Genomic DNA, 21,756 nt, shown 5'->3' with positions numbered 1-21,756 from the left:
AAAATGCAATGAATATATAAGCACGGGCGGCGGGCGATAGCACGGCCTGCACCCCTTAACAACTGCGCATTAGTTCGTGCATTTAACGCATATTAAATATATAAATCAGTTAGTTGCTTTATCAACTTGCGGCACTGTCAGGGCCTGTGCTTGTAAAGCTTTCGCCGCCTGCAATTGCGACTCAAGCCGTGGCTTCCACTTCGCCTTCGGAGTAGCCAGCGTCAGAGCCTTTTCCCACAGCAAAATCGCTGAATTCAGATCACCGTCAAAAAGCCGCGATAGCCCTGCAAAATAATAAGGTGCCGGATAATTCGGCCGTATTTCCCTTGCTTTGTCGAAAGCCAATTGCGCGGGCGGGGGCATCTGCCCCTGACTTGCCAGCATCAACTGCAGGCCCAAAGCCGACCATAGATCGGGATCATTCGGGTTTTGCCGCAAACCGGCTTGGATATAGGATGCGGACAACTGGTAATCCCCCTGCTTTGCAAAAGAATCCGCCGTCACTAGCCAGCGCTTTGCGCCACCAAAACTCTGGTCCATATCCGCACGCATTTCGACCAACTGGACAGCTGCGTCCTCTTTCCCGCCCAAGGATTTGGCTGGTGAAGCTGGTACCGCGGGTCGGCCTTGCAAGGCATAGCCCGTCATACCGAGCAAAATAGCTGCAGCCGCAATCTGCCACAGTCCACCTTTAAACCGACCGATCGCCAACAAAGCGCCAAGGCTGAGAACCGCCAGCAGGCCAAGACTAACCCAACCGCTCATGATTTCCTCCGGAACAGACCGCGCGCCATAAACAGGCCAAGAAACAGCAAAAGTAATGGGGCCGCCCACAGCAGCAATCCCGAGCCCTTCATATCAGGTTCAAAGCTCACCCACTCACCATAGCGCTCAATCATCCATTGGCGGATGGCATCTGGCTTTTTACCATCCGCGATTTGCTGCCGCACTTCAGCACGCATGGTCGCCGCCATTGGCGCGTCGCTGTCAGCAATAGATTGTCCCTGACACTGTATACAGCGCAAGGCGTGCATCACTTGGGTCGCCGCCTTTTCCTGTGCTGGGTCGCCTAATTGACGATTGGCAAGTTCGGGCGTGGGACCACTGCCCTGACCAAACGACATTTGCGGGACCGCCGCTAATAGCAATGCACAAGCCACGAAGAACGAAAATCGCATCACTGCGCCTCCCGCAATTTTTCCAGAAGCATCGGTACGTGCTCGGCACGAATATCGCCGATATGCTGGTACAATATCGTCCCGTCACCGCCGACGACATATGTTTCCGGAACACCAGAAGATCCAAGTTTCAACTGCACCGCCATTTCACTGTCGGAACCGATACGCCGGAACGGATTGCCGAATTCCGCTAGAAATGCCGCCACGTCTTCTGGCTTGTCACGAATGGCAATGGCGTCGATTTCCGCCCCAGATTTCTTGAGCGCCTCCAGATAGGGGGCTTCCGCCTTGCAGGGGATGCACCAACTTGCGAAAATGTTCAGGAGTCGCGGTTTTCCATCTGCAAGATCACGGTTCGACAGCCCCTCAATCCCCACAGTAGCGGGCGGCAGCGCAAATTCGGGGAGCTTGCGGCCGACCATTGCACTGTGCACCATATCGTCTTTCGGAACGACTAATCCATAGATGGCAAGACCGCCAATAAAAGCGACCACGGTCAAAGGCAGCCAAAGGAGCCAGGGCCGGTTCATGCCCGCGCCCATTTATTAACAGCGGGCTTTTTCGGGCGGCGAAACATTCGGCCCAACAAAGCAATCGCGCCTCCAAGTGCGACGAGCAACCCACCGAACCAAATGAATGTCACAAAAGGCTTCCACCAAAGGCGAACTTGCCAGCGCCCATCACCATTTTCATCGGGCTGGGCAATGACCGCATAAAGTTGACCATTCCAGCGTGTCAGCAACGCCGCTTCGCTCGTTTGTTGTTCGGGGCGGTAAAATTGACGCGATTGCGGACGGAGCGTAAATTTCTTGCCACCCTTGCGGGCAATCAACTGCCCTTCAATAGCCACCCAATTGTCGCCCACAACAGGCCGCACATCATCCAGTTTGACTTGCCAGTCGGCGACCTTGGCGCTTTCACCAGGCGCGAGCGCCGTCAGGGTTTCACGGGAAAAACCGGATTCGGCAGCCATGCCAAACACGCTGACTGCAAGTCCAAAATGCGCGATTACCATGCCGAAGACCGGCAGAGGAGTGCGCAGCAACTTTCGGCCTTTGAGCGGTACCCAAGCGGCAACTGCCAAGGCCAGAGACAAGGCCAAACCCAAAATTGGGAAGATGCCAACACCGGGAACAAAGCGCCAAATGGCAACGCCGGTCCACAGGCTAATCGCGAAAAATCCCACAAGCCAATATTTATGCCGCTTCAAATCATCGCGCCGCCAGCGCAACATGGGTCCCAACAGCAAGGCGACCATTAAAAGCAATGCAATTGGCGCGGTAGCTTTGTTGAAATAGGGGGGGCCTACGGAAATCTTGTCCCCCATTGCCTCGGCCGCCAGAGGGTAGAGCGTTCCTATCAGAACGATAGCCAGTATGACGCTCAAAAAAATGTTATTGGCAACAATGCCGCCCTCGCGGCTGACGATCTGGAACGGTTCACCCTGCTTTACGGTGCCGATGCGGGTGGCAAAGACCAGAAAGGCAAGGCTGGTATACATCAGCATAAGTGCAAGAATGAAGGACCCACGCTCCGGGTCGACCGCAAAGGCGTGTACGCTGGTCAAGATACCCGAACGGACGAGGAAAGTACCAGCCATCGACATGGCGAACGCTACCAACGCCAGCATGATCGTCCATGCCCGCAATGCGTTGCGTGTGGCCAATACGCTGACCGAATGCAGCAGGGCTGTCGCGGCAAGCCACGGCATGAGCGAGGCATTTTCAACCGGATCCCAGAACCACCAGCCACCCCAGCCCAGTTCATAATAGGCCCAATAGCTACCCGCTGTGATACCGACAGTCAGGAAAATCCACGCACCCAGCACCCAAGGCCGCATGGCACGTGCAAAAGCTGGCCCGACCTGCCGGGTCAGCATCGCAGCGACGGCAAAGGAAAATGCGACCGACAGTCCTACATAGCCAATGTAAAGCGTTGGCGGATGGAATGCGAGACCGATGTCTTGCAGCAGTGGATTTAGCCCAGCCCCTTCGACCGGCGCGGGGACCAAGCGCTCGAACGGATTGGACGAGAAAAGCAAAAAGGCAAAAAAGCCAAGCGCTACAAAGGCCTGCACGGCCAACGTGGCGTTCAACGTGCGCGTATCAATCCGCTTTTCCAACAACGCAATCGCCGCACCCGACAGCGACAATACCGACACCCACAGAAGCATCGAACCTTCATGATTGCCCCAAGTTCCGGCCAGCTTGAAAATCAGCGGCTTGTCGATATGGCTGTTGCTGGCGACCAACAACACCGACAAGTCGGTGACATAAAATAGCCACATCAGCGATGCGAACGACACCACACACAACGCACCCTGCACAAGCGCGGCGGGCTTGATGAGCGGCGTCAACTTCCCTTCCCCACGCAATAGCGTCAAACCGCCAACCAATTGCAGCATCGCCATCGCGGCCGCCAGCCATAGCGCTGCCAATCCGGTTTCGGCGATCATTTCGAAAGGGTGTCCTTGGTGTGCTCGGCGGTGTTCATATCGATATCGGCCAATTCTTTGGGCACGTAATTTTCGTCATGTTTGGCTAAAAGGCTGTCAGCTACAAAAACGCCGTCCGGTCCAAGACGGCCATCGGCTACTACGCCCGATCCCTCGACGAACAGATCCGGTGTTATGCCGCGATAGGCGACCTTCTGCGTTGCGTCGCGATCCTGCACTATAAAGGTTATCGACACTCCGTCGGCGCCGCGTACGATCGATCCCTTTTGGACCATCCCACCCAGGCGGATGGCTTTACCCGGCTCAATCTTTGCCTTGGCCATGGTGGCGGGGGTGTAAAAATAGGATGCCTCTTCTTTCAGGGCAGCAGCGGCGATAAAGCCTGCCCCGATTAAGGCGACGAAAGCCACAAGGGCTAGCACCAGTCGTTGATGTTTGGGTTTCATGGTTGCTGCCTCAAATCATCAGCCAAAGCTTCTGAACGGCGCATGGCTAGATAGCTCGACACGGTCAGCCATAGCATGCCGACTCCCGTGACGGAAAAAGCGGCGATGATGAAAGGCAGATGGGGCATCAGTCGTCCGCCATGCGGCGCATTCGCGCATCGATACGCATTTCCGCGAGCGCTGCGCGCATCCGCATCAAAACTAACGCGCTAAACAACAGGCTGAAACCAGCTACCGCCACAAATAGGGGCGTCAGATACGCACCGTCGATTGATGATCCGCCCAGCGTAATGCTGGCCTTTTGATGCTGGCTTTCCCACCAAATGACGGATCGGTTGATAATCGGGATATTCACTGCGCCGATGATACCGAAGACGGCGGCTACTCGGCTCGTGTCGCCTTTCTCGCTGCTCGCATTGGCGAGCGCAATATAGCCGAGATACAAGAAAAACAGGACTAGCATCGACGTCAACCGACCATCCCAGACCCACCAAGTTCCCCAAGTGGGCCGCCCCCATATCGACCCGGTCATTAGGCAAATGGCGGCAAACGTCGCACCGGGAACAGCAATGGCACGCGCCGCAATACCTGCTAGCGGATGGCGCCAAACAAGCTGAACGAGACTGGCAATCGCAATACCCATCCATCCCCCCATGCCAAGCCATGCGGCAGGAACGTGAACGAAGATGATCTTGACCGTATCACCCATCAGCCGTTCGGTCGGCACCGCGAACAAGCCCCACAAACAGGCCCCGAGCGCCAAAACGAGACCCGGCCAGAACAGTGCAGGCGTCAGAGGCTTTGCAAGGCGCAGGAAACGGGCAGGATTGGCGAAGCGGTGCATATTATTTCCCGCCTCTAGCACCGCTTATGCGTTACGCCAATGGATTCACATCAACGGCCAATAAGCTTTTGCGCCATTTTGTCAGCGACTTCCGCAGGTGTGGAACCGCTGGCATCGCTTTCCTTCCAGATTTCTGAAAGACGGCCCGGAATCGCGTCGATGCGACGGTTGATTTCCACATCATCGGCGGAATCAATATGCCGCAAGACATTGATGATTCCACCTGCATTGATGACATAGTCGGGCGCATAAAGGATCCCGCGGTCTGCCAACATCCGGCCTTCGATTCCCTTCGCGAGCTGATTATTCGCGCCACCCGCTACGGCTTTTACGTTCAGTCCAGCGACCGAATCTTCCGTCAGAATTGCACCCAGCGCGCATGGGCTGAATATATCGGCCTCGACGCTCATGATCGCATCGGCAGCAACAGATACACCGCCAAGTTCGTCCGCAAGCGCCGCAGCACGCGCGGCATCCACATCGGCAAGCGTCAGTTTCGCGCCCTGCTGCGCCAGATAGCGGGCCAGTCCGCCTCCGACACTGCCCACGCCCTGAATGGCCACATGCACACCCTGCATATCTTCCGTACCGAACACATGTTTAGCCGCTGCCCGTACGCCCAGATAAACGCCGCGCGAAGTATAGGGTCCGGGATCGCCGCCTTGGTCGGGCAGGCCTGCAACATGGGCTGTTGTTTTCGAAAGGTGCACCATGTCGGCCTCGGACATTCCGACGTCTTGCGCTGTTATATATTTGCCACCCAGCGAATCAACCGCACGCGCAAAAGCATCGAGCAGTTCCGCTGGCTTGGCTCGTGACGGATTGGCAAGAATTACCGCTTTTCCGCCACCTGCGGAAAGACCCGCCATTGCATTTTTATAGCTCATTCCACGCGACAGACGCAGCGCATCCGTGATTGCCGACTGGCTATCGGCGTAATGCCAAAAACGAGTGCCGCCCGCAGCGGGTCCCAAATGGGTCGAGTGAACCGCAATGACAGCCTTAAGGCCGGTCGCACGATCTTCGAAAAGATGCACGGCTTCGTGCGAATCAAAATCAGGCAAATCCCAGATTGCGGGCATCACTCATTCCCCTTGTGGTCGCGCAGCCGGAGCCGAGAGACGGAATCAAATTGCGAAGCCGCGTAATAATATTACGCAAGCTGTTTGTCATCCTGAAATTCGAAGGAAAAATGGGGCGACCGAGGGGATCCGAACCCCCGACCTCTGGTACCACAAACCAGCGCTCTAACCAACTGAGCTACGATCGCCATAGCGCCACTAAGGCAGGCGCGTTCCTTAGGGGGTGCTCGCGTCCGGCGTCAAGCCTTGTCGACGAGTGCCCCATGGGGAACGGTCCCGAAAAGGACTTTTCCCTATGATGTGACGCGGGGAATAATCCCCACGCCCCCTTATTTCTTAAGGCTGAGTCCGCCGAAACGCTTGTTGAACTGTGCAACGCGTCCGCCGGTATCCAGCATACGACCCGAACCACCGGTCCAAGCGGGGTGCGAGGTAGGATCAATGTCGAGCGCCAGCGTGTCGCCTTCCTTGCCCCAAGTGGAGCGGGTTTCGAAGACAGTGCCGTCGGTCATCTGCACTTTGATCATGTGATAATCGGGGTGAATATCGGCTTTCATGTGTAATTCCTTTGTTCAGCCGCCGGTTTCCGACCGGAAGCCCTAAAATTCGGAAGCGCCGCCCTTAGCGGCACGTACCGCGCTTGGCAAGGTTGAAAAGCCCTGTCCCAGCGCAAACACTAGCATATGCTATCAGGCGGGCGGGTCGGCGATCATCGCCATAAACTCCGCTTCGGCAGCGACTGTCTCGCCCATCAGCGCACGCCCGGCAAATTTACACACTCGGGGACGCTTCTGAATAAAAGTTACATCAAGATGCAGGAGGCAGCCGGGTTCCACCGGAGCCCGGAATTTAGCATTATCGATGGCCATGAAATAGACCAACTTACCCGAACCGGCCAAGCCGAGGCTTTCCATTGCCAGAATACCAGCAGCTTGCGCCAGTGCTTCGACAATCAGCACGCCCGGCATGATTGGCCGTCCGGGAAAATGCCCCTGGAAAAAGCCCTCATTAATTGTGACTGCTTTGACCGCGCGGATTCGCTCGTCGACGACAAGCTCCTCTACGCGGTCAACCAAGAGCATGGGGTAGCGGTGCGGAAGCACCGCCATGACCCGGCGGACATCATAATTGCTGAAATCTGCCCCCGACATAGGGTTTAGCGGCTGTCGGGCTGCTGCGCAGGTGCGGCAGGCGCTGCAGCAGGCTGTTGCTGGCCAGCGGCGGCCTGTGCGGCTTGCAGGCGGGCTGCATTATCAAACAGTTGCTGGATTTGCTGGTAAAGCGCTGCGACCTGGCGCGAAGGACGCCAGTCAGCGGGAGGAGTGGTATTCGCCACAGGGATCGCCTTATCGAGTTCAGCCGTGATCGCCGACGTCACGTCAACGGCATCGGGTGCCCAGACAAAGGCATCGGGTGCGAGGATAACGTTGATCTTCTTTGCGGTGATGACTGCCTGCTGGGCGGCTTCATACTTCAGGGCGATCTGTTCGACCGTATACAACTGAGCCTTTATGATCGGGTCCTGAAGCTGGTTGATTTCCTTCTGCTTCGTATCGATCTGCGTGAGCAGCGGGCTTTTCGCCTTGATCGCAACATCAAGCTCAGCTTGCGTCAGCTCTTTGTCCTTATTGGTATCAAGTTGCGTATTGATATCGTTGATTTCTTTACGCTTTTGCTGGATCTGCTGTGCGAAGGAAGCATATTGCGTGCTGATCGACTGATATCCTGCACCAAGCGCCTTGGAACGGGCGATGGCAACCGAGGTATCTGCCGTGGCAATGCCGGCAACTTGTGCGCTAGCAGGTACGGCGATTGCGGTTGCAGCCAAAAGGGCAGCCGCAATTGCGGAGTTACGAATTTTCATTAGAATTGAGTCCCTACGTTGAATGTAAATAATTTGGTATCGTCGCCCGTCTCTTTTAATAATGCGCGGGCTATGTCGATCCTGAACGGACCAAATGGGGAGTTCCAGTTTACGCCGAAACCGACCGACAGACGGGGTTTCCACGTATCACCGAGGAAGCGCTCTTCAAACTGAAGGGCTGGCGTGCGTGCCGAACCGTCGGGATTAGTTGCTATTGTGCTGGTTTCCAACGTCGTCGTCGTTATAGGCGTCCCGCCAGGGGTTGTCGGCGGGTTCACCACAAATGCCCCGGTGTAGAACAACGGCGCGCCCGCAGAGAGGTCGGGTAAAACTTCGCGCCGTGGAACTGTTTGAAGAAGCGGCTTCGTTACGCCAAATACAGACCCGACATCCATAAACACCGAAGGACGGAGCCCCAGTTCTTTCGCACCGCTACCCAGCGGAATCTGGACCTCGGCACGGCCAAGATAATAGAAACGGCCACCGATCGCGTCATCCTGGATGCGGTTGCGCTCCAGAACAGGCACGTTAACTACTACGCCATTCTGCAACTCAGCATTGAACGTAACTCGCTGCACACGAGGTCCAATGCCGCGAATATCAAAGCCGCGCATTTGCGGTTCACCGAGATAGAAACGGTCGGTAAGACGAATATCGTCAATACCCAGCGCCTTCGATCCGCGATTTTCCAGCGGGTGGATGTAACCACCTTCTGCCGAAAGCCCCAGAATGAAGTTCGTGCCAAACAATCGCCAATATTTATCAGCATTTACACGCGTTTTGATATATTTTACACTGCCCCCCAGGCCAGCGAAATCTTGGCTGATGCCGAAACTTTGGCCACGGGTCGGTCGGATGCGGTTATCTCGGTTATCGTACAGCAGGGTATAGCCGACCGATGAGGTCAGACGGTTACCGATAGCATCACACAAGAAGCGTCCTGCGATAACGGGGTCACAGGCTGAAGGTAACGGGCCGGTGCCGTCTGGATCAGTGAAGAACTGGTTCCGATCGAGCGAAATATCGTCTTGGCTGATGCCATAGCGCCCTTGGAAATACAGGAATTCGTTAATCGGAACACCAACACGAATTTGCGCACCGGTGGTCGCTTGTTCGTAGGTGGTATTGCGTTGGTTATTAAAGAAGTTGAAGCTATTGAGATCGCGGCGGAAGATATCGCCGGAAATCGCAATCGAGCGGTCAAATAGATAGGGCTCGGTGAAGCCAATTTCTGCAGACTTGGAATAGGATGAATAGGAAATATTCGTCCGCAGTTCCTGACCCAAACCACGGAAGTTCCGCTGCTTGATCGAGCCTTGGAAAATGAAGTTTTCGATCGAGGAGAAGCCAGCGGATAGCGACAGTTCGCCGGTCGCCTTTTCCTCAACATTGGTGGTGAGCACGATCCGGTCGGGCGCGCTGCCTTGTGCCTGTTCGACTTCCAAATCTTCCTGAAAATAGCCCAACGACTTGATACGGTCCGCGGTACGCTTAACTTGGATGCTGTTGAAAGCATCTCCTTCATTCAGACGGAATTCGCGGCGCACAACCTTGTCCTGCGTCAGCGTATTGCCGTTAATATCGATACGCTCGACGAACACGCGCTGGCTTTCCGCAACGTCAAAGGTAATGCCCATGGTGAGCGTTTCTTTGTCGCGGTTAAAGTTGGGGTTCACATCGGCAAAAGCATAGCCAAACAGTCCGGCGGTTTCAGACAGGCTTTCCACCGTGTCTTCGACCATCTTCGCATCGTACCAATCGCCCTTTTTCATGCGAAGCGTGGCCGTGAGCTTTTCGGAGTCGAAATCGCGGATCTGGCTTTCGACCTTCACATCGCCAAACTTATAGCGGTCACCTTCTTCGACCACATAGGTGATGATGAAGTCCTGCTTGTCCGGGGTCAGTTCAGCAACGGCAGAGACCACACGGAAATCGGCAAAGCCTTGCGTCAGGTAGAATTGACGCAGTTTCTGCTGGTCGAAGGCGAGACGATCAGGGTCGTAGCTGGTGCCCGAGCTGAAGAAGCGGTAAAAACGCGCTTGTTTCGTCACCATTTCGCCGCGAAGGCGGTCATCGGAGAATTTGTCGTTACCGATGATGTTGATTTGCTGAACCTTGGACTTGGGCCCTTCCGTAATTTCAAAAACGATATCAACGCGATTCTGATCGAGCTGGACCAGCTTGGGTTCAATCGTGGCCGCAAAGCGACCTTGCCGCTTGTACAGCTCAACGATACGCGCCACATCGGCACGCACCTTGGACCGTGAATAAATCTGGCGCGGTGCGAGCTTGATTTCGGGCTCAATCTTGTCGTTCTTGAGCCGCTTGTTTCCTTCGAGGATAATGCGGTTCACAACGGGGTTTTCACGTACTTCAACAACAACCGCGCCGCTGTTGTTGCGGATTGCCACGTCGGCAAATAATTCGGTCGCGTACAGGTCCTTTAGCGCTTGGTCAGCGGCCACCTGGCTCCAATTTTGGCCAACCCTCAAACGCATATAAGAACGCACGGTATCGGCTTCGAGACGCTGTGTCCCTACCACCGTTATCGACTGGATCTGTTCGGCCTGAACCACGGGCGCAGGCTGAGCCGCTGCGGGCGTGCCTTGAGCAAATGCAGGCGTGACCAGCGTCATAGTTCCGGTCGCCGCCAAAGCGGTGGACCCCATCAAATATATGCCGAGAGCTTTGAAATTCATTGTCATCCGATCTGATGTCCGGCCCCCACCGGTGATTGGGCGCAGCGCCCGCTAGAGTAGATTGCGTCCCTGCCCCAAGCAGCCGCCGCAATCAAGTGTGCAGTGACCTCTATCCACCACCAAATAAGCCGAAGGATGCAAGGTCGTTGAACGTCACCATAATCATAAAGCCCACCAACATCGCAAATCCGGCCCGAAACGCCCATTCCTGCACTTGCGGTGTCGCAGGCCGCCTGCGGACCGCCTCAATCGCATAGAGCAGCAGATGGCCGCCATCGAGCATCGGAATTGGCAGGAGGTTGATGAACCCCAAGTTAATCGAGATGAGCGCGGCCAGGCTGATAAACGTCAAAATCCCCATGCTCATAGCTTCGCCGGAAACCTTGGCGATTTTCAGCGGTCCGCCGAGCTCCGATAACGGACGTCGACCGGATAAAATCTGCCCTAGCCCGATCATCTGCTGCCGCAAAATATTTCCCGTCTGGACCACAGCGGCCCAAGGTGCCTCCAAAAGGCCGACTTCCCGAACCTCGACCTCTGTGGCACCTATGCCAATGCGGCCAACGCGATATTCATTGCCGAAACGGTCGACTTCCTCGACAACGGCAACATCGGTTTCTTTTATCAACTTCTGGCCGTCACGTTCAATTTCCAGCACGGCACGCTGGCCAGGTATCATCACAATTTCGTTGGCCATCTCATCGAATGTCTCGATTTCACGGCCATTGAACGACAAGATGCGGTCGCCTTTTTCGATGCCTGCAATAGCCGCAGGACCGTTAGGCTGGAGAATATCCACGACCGGCGGCGTTACCGATTTTCCAAAGGCCAACAGAAACGCCATCGCAATCAGGATTGCCAGAAGGAAGTTAACTGCGGGCCCGGCGAAAACGATCAGCGCGCGCTGCCACAACGTCTTAGACTGGAAAGTCTGGTTCCGCTCGGCTTTCGGCAGGGATTTCCAGCTTTCGTCGGCTTGGCTCGACGGGTTCATATCGCCTGCAAATTGGACATATCCACCAAGCGGAAGCGCGCCGACGCGCCACAAAGTGCCTCGCTTATCGGTCCGTCCATAAATCTGCGGGCCAAAACCGATCGAAAATTTTTCCGCTTTCACCCCGAACCAGCGACCGACAAGATAATGGCCAAGCTCATGCACCACCACCAGCGTGCCGATCAGAATCAGAAACGCCAGCAAGGTGAGGAAAATATTGGGAGTTTCAACTTCCATATGCGACCTTTTCTAGTTGCTCCTGCGCGTAGCGCCTAGCTTCTGCATCAATGCTGAACAAATCATCAAGCGAGACCGGTGACGCGGGAACATAGGTCGTCATGGTCTGCTCAACCAACGTTACAATATCGAGAAACGCGATCTGTTCTTTCAGGAAGGCCGCAACCGCCACTTCATTTGCCGCATTCAGGATTGCGGGTTTTGCCCCGCCTTCGCCGATCGCTGCACGTGCAAGCCGTAGCGCCGGGAAACGCACGAGATCGGGCGCCTCAAATGTAAGTTGTCCAATGGTTGCCAAGTCTAAAGGCTGGCAGTTGGTGGCAATCCGTTCCGGCCAAGCTAACGCGCTCGCGATCGGAATTCGCATATCAGGCGAGCCGAGTTGCGCCAGTGTCGAGCAATCCTGATATTCGACCATCGAATGGATCACCGACTGCGGGTGCACCAAGATGTCCAAACGGTCGAGGCCAACGGGAAACAGATGATAGGCTTCGATCAGCTCAAGACCCTTGTTCATCATAGTCGCCGAATCGACACTGATTTTCGCACCCATATCCCAATTGGGATGCGCTACGGCCTGCGCAGGCGTAACATGGCGCATCGCGTCGTAGGACAGGCTGCGAAATGGCCCGCCACTTGCAGTCAGGGTGATCTTGCGTACATGTTCCAGTTTGCCACCGGCGAGGCATTGAAAAATGGCATTATGTTCGCTGTCCACAGGCAATAATGTGGCACCGGAACGCTCGACTGCAGCCATCATCAGATCGCCCGCCGAAACTAGAGCTTCCTTATTGGCAAGTGCGACTGTCCGGCCCTGTTCAATGGCCGCCATCGTCGGGGGCAGTCCGGCACAGCCTACAATTGAGGCCATGGTCCAGTCCACATCACGTTGTGCCGCTGCAACCAGTGCGTCAGCCCCTGCCGCCGCCTCGGTCCGTGTACCTGCGAGTGCCGACTTGAGTGCCGGATATGCTTCCTCTTCGGCGACTACCGCCAGATCGGCGTCGAATTCCTGTGCGAGTGCCGCAAGCTTTGCAGCATTGCCATTGGCGGTAAGCGCCACGACCCTGAACGAATCGCGATGCTGGCGAACAAGGTCGAGTGTGGAAAGGCCGACGGAACCGGTTGCGCCAAAGATCGAAATGGAGCGAGTCATGGCTGGCCTGTCATCTGTAATATCACGACAAGCAAGGCGGTCATGCACAAAACGGCGACCAGACCGTCCGCGCGGTCAAGAAGGCCACCATGGCCAGGAATCAGATTACCCGAGTCCTTGACCCCTGCCCGTCTCTTCATCCAGCTTTCGAAAAAGTCGCCTGCCTGCGCCACAACCGCTAGCCCCGCACCGGTCAGCGGCTGCCACAAGGCAAAGCCTTCGGTGTTGTGACCCAAAATGCTAAGAAAAAGCGCCGATGCCGTCATTCCACCCAACAGCCCAGACCAGGTTTTGGATGGGCTGATGGCCGGTGCGATTTTCGGTCCACCGAAAGTACGGCCCGCAAAATAGGCGCCTGTATCGGTCGAGATAACAAGGCCGATTAGCCCCAAAAGAATATAGATTTCGGCAAATTCGCGGAGAAAAACAAGGAAAGCTGTCGCCAGCCCCACATAGGCCAGACCACCCAATATCCAGAAAAACCGCGCAACAGGGTTAGGTGTTAGTTCTAGGACCAATTTAGTCCATTCGAATAATAATCCGACGGTAATCAGGGCTATGAAAATTGCAAAAACCGGTCCGCCGATCCAAATTGCCCCTGCGGCCACCAGCATCATTACCACGCCCGAAAGCGTGCGGATGCCGAGGTCGGAGCGCGGCTTTGGAATCGGCGCTTGAGCTTCGTTCATCGGCCGCCAAAACGCCTTTCGCGGCCGGCAAATTCGTCAAGAGCCCGTGCCAGTTCCGCTTTGGTGAAATCAGGCCAAAGCGTTTCAGTAAACCAGAATTCGGCGTAAGCCGCCTGCCACAACATGAAGTTCGACAGGCGTTGTTCGCCGGAGGTGCGGATCAAGAGATCTAAAGGCGGCATATCGGCAGTGTCGAGATTGGCCTCAATCGACTGAGCCGTAATTGCCCCTTGTGCGGCGGCAGCTTGCGCCGCGCGCACTAACTCGTCCTGTGATCCGTAGTTCAACGCCACTGCCAATGTCGTTCTGCTGTTCTTCGCTGTACGTTCCAGTGCATCGTCGAGCATATCGACAATATCAGGGGCCAACGCACGGTAATTGCCGATAATCTTTAGACGAACGTCGTTAGCGGTAAATTCGTCTATGTCGGATTTGATAAAGCTGCGCATCAGACCCATTAAATCACTAATTTCGTCCTCGGGCCGCTTCCAATTCTCACTGGAAAAGGCATAGAGGCTCAGCGCTTCCAAACCAAGTTCACCTGCCGCACGGACGATATTGCGCACGGTTTCGACGCCCTTTTTATGCCCCATAGCACGAGGCAACATCCGCTTTTTGGCCCATCGGCCATTGCCATCCATGATGATCGCGACGTGACGCGGCATCTGGCCGGTGCCTGCTTCAACGCGGGCCGTGGTGGTGGCGGCAACGGCGCCCATTACCCGGCCAGGCGTCCAAAAAAAGAGGAAGTTGAAGCCAAGATCACTGGCTCATGATTTCCTTTTCTTTGTGCGTCGCTGCATCGTCGACCGCTTTGATCATTTCATCAGTCATCTTCTGCACTTCGGTTTCGAGGCGCTTGCGCTCATCCTCGCTGATTTCCTTCTTATTCTCGTCGGTCTTCAGGCCGTCATTGGCGTCGCGGCGCACATTGCGGATCGCAATTTTCGCCTTTTCCGCATATTGTCCTGCGAGCTTTGCCAATTCACGACGGCGCTCCTCGGTCAGATCGGGAATCGGCAGGCGCAGCGTTTGGCCGTCGGTGATCGGGTTCAGACCCAGGCCAGCGGAGCGAATTGCTTTTTCGACTGGTGTGATGTTCGACCGGTCCCACACTTGGACGGTCAACATGCGGGGTTCCGGCGCGCTAACCGTAGCTACTTGGTTCAACGGCATGTTGGAGCCATAAACTTCAACGACGACTGGATCGAGCAGGGTCACATTGGCGCGTCCGGTCCGCAGACCGCTCAGATCGCTCTTTAGTGATTCGACTGCGCCCTTCATGCGACGTTCGACATCGGTTTTGTCATATTGCGGCATGATTTACTTTCCTTCGCTTTCTACCACTGTGAACGTGCCACTTCCGTCGAGCACTTTCAGAATATTGCCTTGCTCGCGGATCGAAAACACAACAATCGGAATGTCATTGTCCCGGCACAAGGCGACCGCGCTGGCGTCCATCACTTTCAGATTGTCTGAAAGCACGCGGTCGTAAGATAATGTTTCATAACGGGTGGCGGTTGCAACCTTCTTCGGATCGGCGTCATAGACGCCGTCGACCGATGTGCCCTTGAACAAGGCATCGCATTTCATTTCGGCTGCGCGCAAGGCAGCGCCGCTGTCGGTAGTAAAATAAGGTGCGCCGACACCGGCGGCAAAGATCACAATCCGCCCTTTTTCAAGATGGCGTTCAGCACGGCGGCGGATGACAGGTTCACATACCTTGTCCATCTCGATTGCCGATTGCACTCGCGTGGGAACGCCCAGCTGTTCCAGCGCATTCTGCATCGCGAGTGCATTCATCACGGTCGCAAGCATGCCCATATAGTCAGCTTGTGCCCGGTCCATGCCTTTGGCGGCGCCGGCCATACCACGGAAGATATTCCCTCCGCCAATCACAAGGCAAAGCTGCAGACCTGTGTCTTTGGCCGCCTTGACCTCTTCGGCAACACGCGCAACGGTGTCTGGGTCGATGCCAAAGGACTGCTCGCCCATTAAAACTTCGCCCGACAATTTCAGCAGGATGCGGCGATAGCCGGTTGCGCCCATATGATCCTCAATCCCCGATACGATAATGGCGTACAGCTATAGGAGCCGCACGCCACATCGCCAAGTGTATAAACCACCCAAATGCAAAAGGTGGACAGCCCTTGAAGGGACCGTCCTTATCCTTGCTTAGGCTCCAACAGCGGCTGCAACTTCGGCAGCAAAGTCGGAAACTTCCTTTTCGATGCCTTCGCCAAGCTGGAAGCGGACATAATCCTTCAACACGATCGGCTTGCCAGCTTCCTTGCCGGCTGCAGCAACAACTTCGGCAATCGCGGTCTTGCCGTCGATAACGAACAACTGGCTGAGCAGTGCGTTTTCTTTAGCAAACTTCTTCACGGCACCTTCAACCATCTTTTCGACGATATCGGCAGGCTTGCCGCTTTCCGAAGCCTTTTCGCGTGCAATCCCGCGCTCACGCTCCAGAGTGTCTACATCGAGGCCGCTTTCGTCCAGCGCCAGCGGGAATGCCGCGGCTATGTGCATCGCGAGTTGCCGACCGAGAGCATCGAGTGCCGACGCGTCAGCTTCGCTTTCAAGTGCCACAAGAACGCCGATACCGCCCATGCCGGGAGCCGCTGCGTTGTGGACATAGGAAACAACGCGGCCATTGCTAACCGACAGCGACTTAACCCGACGGATGACCTGGTTTTCACCGATGGTCGCGATATTGTTGGTCAGCTTTTCCTGAACAGTTTCGCCATTGCCATAAGGCGCAGCGAGAACGGCTTCGGGATCATTGGCACCCAGACCAAGCGCAACGCCGGTCACGGTGGTGACGAAATCCTGGAACTGTTCGTTCTTGGCAACAAAGTCGGTCTGGCTGTTGACTTCAACCGCGGTACCCTTTGTGCCTTCTACAGCAACGCCTACGAGACCTTCAGCGGCCGTACGGCTCGATTTCTTTGCAGCAGTGGCGAGGCCTTTTGCGCGCAGAAGGTCGACAGCGGCTTCCATATTTCCGCCGGTTTCTTCAAGCGCCTTCTTGGCGTCCATCATGCCAGCGCCGGAAAGCTCACGCAGTTCCTTGACGGCAGCAGCAGTAATTGCAGACATGGTTTTGTCCTTTCAAATAGGTGTAGCGGAGCACAAGGCCCCGGCTTTTAACACGTCATCCCCGACCGGGCGGGGTCCTTGGCCTGAAGACCAGCCTAATGCTGCCACTTCAGGCTTTGGGTCGCCGCACATGCGGCAATGACAAATTCGTGTTACGCTTCGGTTGCAGGTGCTTCTTCAGCAGCTGCTTCGGCAACGGGTGCTTCTTCGACCAACGCAGGTTCTGCGTCCGGTTCGACTTCCGCACCCAGATCAACGCCCTTGGCAACCTTAGCACTGACATTGCCCTTGCTCGATGCGGTGGCAATAGCTTCGCAATAAAGACGGATGGCCCGTGCCGCGTCGTCATTGGCAGGAACAGGGAACGCAATGCCGTCCGGCGAAACGTTCGAATCGAGGATCGCGATCACGGGAATACCCAGAACATTTGCTTCCTTGATGGCGAGTTCTTCCTTGTTGGCGTCGATTACGAACATCACGTCGGGAATGCCACCCATATCGCGAATACCGCCCAAGCTCATTTCAAGCTTGTCACGCTCGCGGGTCATCTGAAGGATTTCCTTCTTGGTGAAGCCATGCGTGTCGCCGGAGAGCTGCTCTTCAAGCGTTTTCAGCTTTTTGATCGAGTTGGAGATGGTCTTCCAGTTGGTGAGCATGCCGCCCAGCCAGCGATGGTTGACGAAATGCTGACCCGAAGCGCGTGCTGCGTCCGCGATCGGACCCTGCGCCTGACGCTTGGTGCCGACAAACAGAACCTTGCCCCCTGAAGCGACGGTCTGTGCGACGAAGTCGAGCGCGCGTGCAAACAAAGGCACAGACTGCGACAGGTCAAGAATGTGGATGCCGTTGCGCGCGCCGAAGATATACGGCTTCATACGCGGGTTCCAACGGTGTGTTTGGTGGCCGAAATGGGCCCCAGCTTCAAGCAATTGCTGCATGGTAACGACAGGTGCCGCCATGGTACTTCTCCTTCCGGTTGAGCCTCTGGGGGACGAGAACATCACACAACCCTAAAAGGGTGCGATCCGCACCGGTATGGTTGTCCCCCATGTGGAATGAGCGGGCCGTTAGAGAGCAATGCGGGATTCGTCAAGCGTTAAAGCCGATTAATAGGAGGTTCACCACCCGCAGCTACCTGCTGTTACCCCACCAAAAGGAGAATCACGATGGCCGTTTTAAAGTCCTTTCTAATGGCCAGTGCCTTTCTATCTTCGGGTTACGCGCTCGCTCAGGATGAGGTCGTTCCTTCCCCATCTGAAATGCCAGAGCGGATATCGTTTCTGGTCGCCATTGGAGACGAAAAATGCCGCGAACCGGAAGGTGATGAAATCGTCGTCTGTGCCACTGTACCGGAAAACGAACGTTACCGTATACCTGTTGCTCTACGTAGGAAGGAGCAAGTCGTCACGGACCGGTCCTGGTCGTCAGCGGTGAATGCACTTGACTCGTTTGCTGCAGACCTTCGGCCCAACAGCTGTTCGGTGAATGGATCGGGCGGATTTACTGGCTGCACACAAAAAATGTTGCAGCAGTGGTTTGCCGAGCGGCGGTCGAAACAACGTGCGAATTGAACCTTTTCCGTCGAACTTAGTTATCCACAGGTAATCCACATATTATTCCAGAGGATTACCGGGACATAATAGCGCTTGACAAAAAAGAACATATAGAGAACATAGAACGCAAGTCGTTCATAAAACAGCAAGCTAACCCCCTTTATAGACGACATGGGGGACAGAAAGGACCAGTGCCATGACCCTCATTGCTTCCCTCCTATTTGCTATCGCCCTTATTGCATCGGTAGCTGTAATCGTCCTCACCTTTTCGAAGGCAATGCCGCGTATAATCGAGGTGATCGATATGGAATTCGCTCCCTCAGTTGCCATTGAACGCCGCATTACATTCGGTGAAATCAGGGGCCGCAAGCCTCAACCAGCTGCAGAGGTAATTGCCTTTCCGCGCAAGGCAACCATGCCTGCGGATATTCTTCTCGCCGCCTGAGCGGGTACATTCCGAATTTTAAAAGAAGCGCCTTCGGGCGCTTTTTTTTATGCCCGTACGCCGCAGCACCATAAAGAAAAGGGCGGAAGCTTACGCCCCGCCCTCTTCTCCAAAAACAAAAAGTGAAGCTTAGTTCACTGCGTCCTTAAGAGCCTTGCCAGCCTTGAATTTGGGCTGGGTCGATGCCTTGATGGTCATCGGCTCACCCGTACGTGGGTTGCGGCCGGTCGATGCCTTGCGTTTTGCTACGCCAAAGGTACCGAAACCAACGAGGCGAACTTCTCCGCCTTTCTTCAGAGCACCGGTGATGGCGTCAAAAGTTGCTTCAACAGCTTTACCTGCATCCGCTTTGGTCAAACCGCTTGCGTCGGCTACTGCATTTACGAGATCTTGTTTGTTCATACTGGGAACCCCCCTCTCAAAAAGAATATGTAATAGACTCATTTATTGTTTAATTGAGTCGCGGCGTGGGCCGGTGGCGGGATAATGATGAGAATGTGCGCGCTGTCAAAGGAAATATCGGCATAAAACCGTCATTTTCTGTGAAAAACACGACGTTCTGACGTCACTTGCACTTCTACACCCCGGGAAGCGCCCTCAATGCGTTACCGATGCACCATTTTCGCCACCAATTGCCGGAGGCAAAGCCGCCGCCAATTCGTCTGCTTCGGTCCATTCGACAGCAATCAAGGGCGATACAAGTGCCCGTGCAAGCACCTGATCGACATGGCTTACGGGAATGATTTCCAGACCTTTCTTTATATTCGCAGGAATATCTGCCAGGTCTTTCTCATTTTCCTGCGGGATAAGGACGGTTTTGATACCACCCCGCAAGGCCGCAAGCAGCTTTTCCTTCAATCCACCAATGGGCAGCACCCGTCCGCGCAGAGTGACTTCGCCCGTCATGGCAACGTCACGGTGGACGGCAATACCCGTTAGTGTCGACACAATACAGGTCACCATACCGACACCAGCAGATGGTCCGTCTTTTGGCACAGCACCTTCGGGAAGGTGGATGTGCACGTCCTTGCGGCCAAACAAGCTGGGCTTAATCCCATAGCTTGGCGCGCGTGCCTTTACATAGGACAATGCAGCTTGAATTGACTCGCTCATCACTTCACCAAGCTTACCAGTCGTCTTGATCTGGCCTTTACCCGGAACGGTCACCGCTTCAATCGTCAGCAGTTCACCGCCAACTTCGGTCCATGCCAATCCGGTCACGGCACCGATCTGGTTTTCCTCCTCGCCAATACCATGGCGGTATTTCCGTACTCCTGAAAAATCGGCGAGATTATCCGGAGTAATTTCAACCTTTTCCGCCTTGCCTTCAAGGATACGCCGCAACGCTTTACGCGCCAGCTTGGCTATTTCACGTTCCAACGTACGTACGCCCGCTTCGCGAGTATAAAAGCGGATCAAGTCACGAAGCGCATCGTCGGTTACAGAGAATTCGTCGGCCTTCAGGCCGTGCGCTTCAACCTGCTTATCCAGCAGATGCCGCTTTGCGATTTCCAGCTTTTCATCCTCGGTATAACCTTCCAGACGGATAATCTCCATGCGGTCCAACAACGCCTGCGGCAAGTTCATGCTGTTCGCTGTTGTCACGAACATGACATCGGACAAATCCAGATCGATTTCCAGATAATGGTCGTTGAATTTGTTGTTCTGCTCCGGATCGAGCACTTCCAACAGTGCGGAGGCCGGATCGCCGCGGAAATCCTGTCCGAGCTTGTCGATCTCGTCGAGAAGGAAAAGAGGGTTCATCGTCCCCGCCTTTTTCAGATTGGCGGCAACCTTACCCGGCATCGAACCGATATAGGTACGACGGTGACCACGAATTTCAGCTTCATCACGCACGCCACCCAAAGACTGGCGGATGAATTCACGTCCGGTCGCCTTGGCAATTGATTTGCCGAGCGATGTTTTACCTACACCCGGAGGACCGACGAGACACAAGATCGGCCCCTTCAGCTTATTAGTGCGCGCCTGCACTGCCAGATATTCAACGATCCGGTCCTTGACCTTTTCGAGAGCAAAATGGTCCGCGTCGAGCACATCTTGTGCCTTTGCGATATCCCGTTTCAACTTGGACTTTTTACCCCATGGAATACCGAGTAGAGTATCCAGATAGTTGCGGACAACGGTCGCTTCAGCGGACATCGGCGCCATGCCACGCAGCTTCTTCAACTCCGCATTGGCTTTGGCCTTGGCTTCTTTCGACAACTTCAATGTGTCGATCTTCGTCTGAAGCTCGGCAATCTCGTCGCCGCCTTCACCTTCGTCATTGCCGAGTTCGCGCTGAATCGCCTTCATCTGTTCATTCAGATAATATTCGCGCTGGGTCTTCTCCATCTGCCGCTTTACGCGACCACGGATTTTCTTCTCGACCTGGAGTACGCCCAATTCGCCTTCCATGAAAGCAAAGGCCATCTCTAGACGACGCAGCGGGTTTGCTTCGACCAAAAGGGACTGCTTATCCGACACTTTCAGTTGAATATTGGCTGCCACCGCATCAGCCAGCGCCGATGGCGTTTCGATTTCCGACAGTTGCACCGCCGTTTCTGCAGGCATTTTTTTGTTCAGTTTTGAATATTGCTCGAACTGCTCGGTCACTGACCGCATCAGGGCGGTAGCTTCTGGACCTTCGGCGATCTGCTCTTCAATCAGGCGCACACCTGCTTCAACATAATCGCTGCCACGCTCGACGACATCGCGCAGTTCGGCGCGGCTTTTACCTTCGACCAGAACACGAACAGTACCGTCCGGCAATTTGAGAAGCTGCATGATGGATGCCGTTACACCGATGTCATACAGATCGTCCTTGCCAGGATCATCTTCGGCAGGGTCGAGTTGCGCAACCAGAAAGATTTCTTTGTTGGCGGCCATCGCTTTTTCCAACGCGACGACAGATTTATCCCGACCAACAAAAAGCGGCACAATCATGCCAGGGAATACTACGATATCGCGCAGCGGCAATAGCGGGAGATTTAGTTCCATATTAACTCCAATGAG

Annotated in this window: 24 protein-coding genes and 1 tRNA gene; 2 read left to right on the top strand and 23 right to left on the bottom strand. The window is 55.1% G+C overall.

The window, feature by feature from the left end; translation table 11 throughout:
• Positions 1 to 105 precede the first annotated feature (105 nt).
• The 21 genes from EUU25_RS03390 to rpsB all read right to left on the bottom strand — a co-directional run bounded on the left by EUU25_RS03390 (position 106) and on the right by rpsB (position 17,705).
• Entirely contained in the window at positions 106 to 765 is a 660-nt protein-coding gene (locus EUU25_RS03390; protein WP_158898293.1) for a tetratricopeptide repeat protein, read from the bottom strand.
• On the bottom strand, positions 762 to 1,178 hold the full coding sequence (locus EUU25_RS03385) for a cytochrome c-type biogenesis protein (protein ID WP_158898291.1): 417 nt from the start codon (positions 1,176 to 1,178) through the stop codon (positions 762 to 764). Before EUU25_RS03385 ends, EUU25_RS03390 begins: the two co-directional genes overlap by 4 nt.
• Positions 1,178 to 1,708: a redoxin family protein gene (locus EUU25_RS03380; RefSeq protein ID WP_158898289.1), complete on the bottom strand. Its 531-nt coding sequence runs from the start codon at positions 1,706 to 1,708 to the stop codon at positions 1,178 to 1,180. Before EUU25_RS03380 ends, EUU25_RS03385 begins: the two co-directional genes overlap by 1 nt.
• Complete coding sequence (locus tag EUU25_RS03375; protein WP_158898287.1) at positions 1,705 to 3,633, bottom strand: heme lyase CcmF/NrfE family subunit; 1,929 nt, start codon at positions 3,631 to 3,633, stop codon at positions 1,705 to 1,707. Before EUU25_RS03375 ends, EUU25_RS03380 begins: the two co-directional genes overlap by 4 nt.
• Positions 3,630 to 4,079, bottom strand: a complete 450-nt coding sequence (gene ccmE / locus EUU25_RS03370) for a cytochrome c maturation protein CcmE (RefSeq protein ID WP_158898285.1) — start codon at positions 4,077 to 4,079, stop codon at positions 3,630 to 3,632. The genes EUU25_RS03375 and ccmE overlap by 4 nt, the downstream gene beginning before the upstream one ends.
• Entirely contained in the window at positions 4,076 to 4,207 is a 132-nt protein-coding gene (locus EUU25_RS16615; RefSeq protein ID WP_281346871.1) for a hypothetical protein, read from the bottom strand. The genes ccmE and EUU25_RS16615 overlap by 4 nt, the downstream gene beginning before the upstream one ends.
• Positions 4,207 to 4,923: a heme ABC transporter permease CcmC gene (gene ccmC, locus EUU25_RS03365; protein WP_158898283.1), complete on the bottom strand. Its 717-nt coding sequence runs from the start codon at positions 4,921 to 4,923 to the stop codon at positions 4,207 to 4,209. Before ccmC ends, EUU25_RS16615 begins: the two co-directional genes overlap by 1 nt.
• A gap of 50 nt (positions 4,924 to 4,973) precedes the next feature.
• On the bottom strand, positions 4,974 to 6,005 hold the full coding sequence (locus EUU25_RS03360; protein ID WP_158898281.1) for a Leu/Phe/Val dehydrogenase: 1,032 nt from the start codon (positions 6,003 to 6,005) through the stop codon (positions 4,974 to 4,976).
• 111 nt (positions 6,006 to 6,116) lie between these two features.
• A tRNA-His gene (locus EUU25_RS03355) sits at positions 6,117 to 6,193 on the bottom strand.
• 141 nt (positions 6,194 to 6,334) lie between these two features.
• Positions 6,335 to 6,562, bottom strand: a complete 228-nt coding sequence (rpmE, locus tag EUU25_RS03350) for a 50S ribosomal protein L31 (RefSeq protein WP_125230382.1) — start codon at positions 6,560 to 6,562, stop codon at positions 6,335 to 6,337.
• Between the two features lie 132 nt (positions 6,563 to 6,694).
• Positions 6,695 to 7,156 carry a 3-hydroxyacyl-ACP dehydratase FabZ gene (gene fabZ, locus EUU25_RS03345; RefSeq protein WP_158898279.1) on the bottom strand — a complete coding sequence of 154 codons (462 nt, stop codon included), beginning with the start codon at positions 7,154 to 7,156 and terminating at the stop codon, positions 6,695 to 6,697.
• 5 nt (positions 7,157 to 7,161) lie between these two features.
• Positions 7,162 to 7,869, bottom strand: coding sequence for an OmpH family outer membrane protein (locus tag EUU25_RS03340; protein WP_158898277.1), 708 nt, complete (start codon positions 7,867 to 7,869; stop codon positions 7,162 to 7,164).
• Complete coding sequence (bamA, locus tag EUU25_RS03335) at positions 7,869 to 10,568, bottom strand: outer membrane protein assembly factor BamA (protein WP_158898275.1); 2,700 nt, start codon at positions 10,566 to 10,568, stop codon at positions 7,869 to 7,871. Before bamA ends, EUU25_RS03340 begins: the two co-directional genes overlap by 1 nt.
• 109 nt (positions 10,569 to 10,677) lie before the next feature.
• Positions 10,678 to 11,799 (bottom strand): RIP metalloprotease RseP, encoded by a 1,122-nt coding sequence (gene rseP, locus EUU25_RS03330; RefSeq protein ID WP_158898273.1) that lies wholly within the window; start codon positions 11,797 to 11,799, stop codon positions 10,678 to 10,680.
• The gene (locus tag EUU25_RS03325; protein WP_158898271.1) at positions 11,789 to 12,955 is read right to left on the bottom strand and encodes a 1-deoxy-D-xylulose-5-phosphate reductoisomerase; all 1,167 of its coding nucleotides are present in this window, start codon (positions 12,953 to 12,955) and stop codon (positions 11,789 to 11,791) included. The genes rseP and EUU25_RS03325 overlap by 11 nt, the downstream gene beginning before the upstream one ends.
• A complete protein-coding gene (locus EUU25_RS03320) occupies positions 12,952 to 13,644 on the bottom strand; it encodes a phosphatidate cytidylyltransferase (RefSeq protein WP_158898269.1) in 693 nt (230 codons plus the stop codon). The genes EUU25_RS03325 and EUU25_RS03320 overlap by 4 nt, the downstream gene beginning before the upstream one ends.
• Complete coding sequence (uppS, locus tag EUU25_RS03315) at positions 13,641 to 14,363, bottom strand: polyprenyl diphosphate synthase (RefSeq protein ID WP_158898266.1); 723 nt, start codon at positions 14,361 to 14,363, stop codon at positions 13,641 to 13,643. The genes EUU25_RS03320 and uppS overlap by 4 nt, the downstream gene beginning before the upstream one ends.
• 43 nt (positions 14,364 to 14,406) lie before the next feature.
• The gene (gene frr, locus EUU25_RS03310) at positions 14,407 to 14,964 is read right to left on the bottom strand and encodes a ribosome recycling factor (RefSeq protein ID WP_158898264.1); all 558 of its coding nucleotides are present in this window, start codon (positions 14,962 to 14,964) and stop codon (positions 14,407 to 14,409) included.
• A gap of 3 nt (positions 14,965 to 14,967) precedes the next feature.
• The gene (gene pyrH, locus EUU25_RS03305; protein ID WP_158898262.1) at positions 14,968 to 15,693 is read right to left on the bottom strand and encodes a UMP kinase; all 726 of its coding nucleotides are present in this window, start codon (positions 15,691 to 15,693) and stop codon (positions 14,968 to 14,970) included.
• A gap of 126 nt (positions 15,694 to 15,819) precedes the next feature.
• Positions 15,820 to 16,746 carry a translation elongation factor Ts gene (tsf, locus tag EUU25_RS03300; protein WP_158898260.1) on the bottom strand — a complete coding sequence of 309 codons (927 nt, stop codon included), beginning with the start codon at positions 16,744 to 16,746 and terminating at the stop codon, positions 15,820 to 15,822.
• A 152-nt stretch (positions 16,747 to 16,898) separates the two neighbouring features.
• Positions 16,899 to 17,705, bottom strand: a complete 807-nt coding sequence (gene rpsB / locus EUU25_RS03295) for a 30S ribosomal protein S2 (protein WP_158898258.1) — start codon at positions 17,703 to 17,705, stop codon at positions 16,899 to 16,901.
• A 207-nt stretch (positions 17,706 to 17,912) separates the two neighbouring features.
• Here rpsB and EUU25_RS03290 point away from each other — a divergent pair, with 207 nt between their 5' ends.
• The gene (locus EUU25_RS03290) at positions 17,913 to 18,317 is read left to right on the top strand and encodes a hypothetical protein (protein WP_158898256.1); all 405 of its coding nucleotides are present in this window, start codon (positions 17,913 to 17,915) and stop codon (positions 18,315 to 18,317) included.
• A gap of 178 nt (positions 18,318 to 18,495) precedes the next feature.
• On the top strand, positions 18,496 to 18,744 hold the full coding sequence (locus EUU25_RS03285) for a hypothetical protein (RefSeq protein ID WP_158898254.1): 249 nt from the start codon (positions 18,496 to 18,498) through the stop codon (positions 18,742 to 18,744).
• A gap of 129 nt (positions 18,745 to 18,873) precedes the next feature.
• On the opposite strand, the gene EUU25_RS03280 is transcribed toward EUU25_RS03285, so the two are convergent.
• Complete coding sequence (locus EUU25_RS03280) at positions 18,874 to 19,146, bottom strand: HU family DNA-binding protein (RefSeq protein WP_143775716.1); 273 nt, start codon at positions 19,144 to 19,146, stop codon at positions 18,874 to 18,876.
• Positions 19,147 to 19,341: 195 nt separating this feature from the next.
• Complete coding sequence (gene lon / locus EUU25_RS03275; RefSeq protein ID WP_158898252.1) at positions 19,342 to 21,741, bottom strand: endopeptidase La; 2,400 nt, start codon at positions 21,739 to 21,741, stop codon at positions 19,342 to 19,344.
• Between the last annotated feature and the right edge of the window lie 15 nt (positions 21,742 to 21,756).

It is taken from the genome of Sphingorhabdus lacus (genome assembly GCF_009768975.1).
Lineage (GTDB): Bacteria > Pseudomonadota > Alphaproteobacteria > Sphingomonadales > Sphingomonadaceae > Sphingorhabdus_B > Sphingorhabdus_B lacus.
Note: the sequence above shows the minus strand (reverse complement) of the source record. Positions and strands in the feature narration are given on the sequence as shown.